This window comes from Planctomycetota bacterium (genome assembly GCA_016235865.1).
Classification (GTDB): Bacteria; Planctomycetota; MHYJ01; order JACQXL01; family JACQXL01; genus JACRIK01.
In genome coordinates this window covers 1-2134 of the sequence record JACRIK010000006.1, presented here as the reverse complement: position 1 = coordinate 2134, position 2134 = coordinate 1, and the positions used below count along the sequence as shown (strand labels likewise).

The following is a 2134-nucleotide window of genomic DNA, read 5'->3' as shown; positions in this document are numbered from 1 at the left end:
GATTGGTCACCTTGATCACGTGGAATATAGTCAGGTCACGCTGGTTGTTGAGAAGGATGTTTTGTCCGGAAATATTACCCTGCCTGGTTCTCTCTATCAGATCAGATATGTGGGCGAGGGAATCCATGCCGTTTACCAGATCAACCAATCTGCCTTTCCGCCGGAAGAACCGCCCTTGCAGGCAATTACGCCGTGAGGGAAATCTTCTTTAGTAACAGTTCACCCACCTCTTGCCCCTCACTGTAGGGGAATCGGCACATTGCCCGGATAACCCTGTCAGGGTTTTAAACCCTGACAGGGTGTCGGCACTTTTGAGGGAGGTGAACTGTTACCTTTTTTAGTATTAGGAGGGCGTCTATGCAATGATGAAAGGAACCCAATAGACGTTGCCGTCAATAACTTTGTAGCAAAGAGCGTTATCTGCAATAATATGGGTTGTTGCAGGCAGAGTTATAAATATCTCACATCCAATCTTAAAAGGAGAGTCCAGATGAAGAAACTATTTATGGCGTTGTTGATGATCACAGCAATCAGCATGGGGTCTTCTGGTTCATCGGCTATGGCCAATGATACCGGCGAAGGGCTATTTACCGATTCCATGCAAGCCGGCAGCCTGGACATACCTGCCGTAGCCGTTCGCTCCCGCAGTGTCAACGTTGATTTCGATATGCTGGGTGCGGCATGGGCGAAGCGAGGTGATGTTTTGGAGTTGAACTTGTTCAACGACGTTTCATTCAATGCTGTCCTAAAGACGGTCAAAAAAGTATCGCCTAAAGGATTCGTCTATGTGGGAAAACTGAAAGGGGTTGGTCTCAGTAGCGTGACCATGGTCGTCGAAGACGGCCTGATGGCTGCAAACATCGTGTTTCCCGGAGGAGCATACCAGGTGCGTTACGCAGGGGGGGGAGTTCATGTGGTATGTGAGGTGGACCATTCCGCTTATCCGCCTGAGGCTGAACCGATCCCCGCCGATCTGCCTGCTGATGCAGGTACCGATGACGTGTCTGCGGAGGCGGTGTCCCTTGTCAAGGGTTCCCAGATTGACGTGCTGGTTGTCTATACCGATGATGCGCGGGCGGCCGCCGGCGGCACAACGGCAATGAACACCCTGATCAACCTGGCCATCACCGAGACCAATACCAGTTACACTAACAGCGGTATCACCCAGCGGGTGCACCTGGCACATGCGGAAGAAGTTTCCTACGATGAATCCGGTTTCAATTGGAATACTACCCTGAGCCGGCTGACCAACACCTCGGACGGGTTCATTGACAACGTCCACACCCTGCGGGATACCTACAAAGCCGATGAGGTTGTTCTGCTCGTGGCCGACAATGGGTACTGCGGCCTTGCGTGGCTGATGACGACTGTCTCGAACGCCTTCAAGACGAATGCCTTCGCGCTGGTGAATTGGAATTGCGCCACGGGCTATTATTCCTTCGGACACGAATTGGGACACAACATGGGCGCCCGCCACGATTGGTACGTGGACGACGCCAAGAACAGCCCCTACACTTACAACCATGGATACGTAAACCCTGGTGCTACGGCGCAAACGCGCTGGCGAACGGTTATGGCTTACAATAATGACTGCTCAGACCGCGGCTTCAGTTGCACGAGAATACCATATTGGTCGAACCCTCGCAAGAAATATGGTGGGATTAAGCTGGGCGTGGCCTCGAAGACTAACTCCACCTGCACCGCAGGCAACCTGAACCACCCAAAATGCGATGCAGACAATCACCTCGTACTCAACAAGACTGCTAAAACGGTGGCCGGCTTCCGTTAATAACGGGGCGTCTCCACCGCCAGTCCGAGCGTACCCTGGATAATGGGAGTACCGGCAGCCCCACTAAATGATATGGCAAGTGAGTCATCTTGTTTTAGTGGGGCTTCATGGCCAATTTATTCCACCGTATTTGACGTATATTGGCTCAGCTTCGTTTTCAGCTTGAGGGTGCCTTGAATATTCGGTTTCAGCGACAACGCCTTGTTTAAATATTGCAAGGCGTTGTCATATTCTTCCAGACCGATATAACACTCTGCCATTTTTTTGTAAATAAAGGCATTTTCTTGTTTCGGGAGTCCCAGCTTGAGCGCCCTTTCACAATATTCGAGAGCCTTTCTGTGGGTG

Annotated in this window: 3 protein-coding genes; 2 read left to right on the top strand and 1 reads right to left on the bottom strand. The window is 51.5% G+C overall.

Annotated elements, in window-relative coordinates; genetic code table 11:
• Together HZA49_04125 and HZA49_04120 are read left to right on the top strand one after the other, a co-directional pair.
• Positions 1-196, top strand: a 196-nt coding sequence (locus HZA49_04125; GenBank protein MBI5778627.1) for a hypothetical protein, incomplete at its 5' end; no start/stop codon positions are given.
• A gap of 294 nt (positions 197-490) precedes the next feature.
• Positions 491-1789 (top strand): hypothetical protein, encoded by a 1299-nt coding sequence (locus tag HZA49_04120; protein MBI5778626.1) that lies wholly within the window; start codon positions 491-493, stop codon positions 1787-1789.
• 116 nt (positions 1790-1905) lie between these two features.
• Here HZA49_04120 and HZA49_04115 read toward each other — a convergent pair.
• Positions 1906-2134 (bottom strand): tetratricopeptide repeat protein (locus tag HZA49_04115; protein ID MBI5778625.1); only part of this gene is annotated, 229 nt, incomplete at its 5' end.

Excerpts from the sequence above, each read along its gene's own strand:
- HZA49_04120 (MBI5778626.1), top strand. The coding sequence starts at position 491 with ATGAAGAAACTATTTATGGCGTTGTTGATGATCACAGCAATCAGCATG.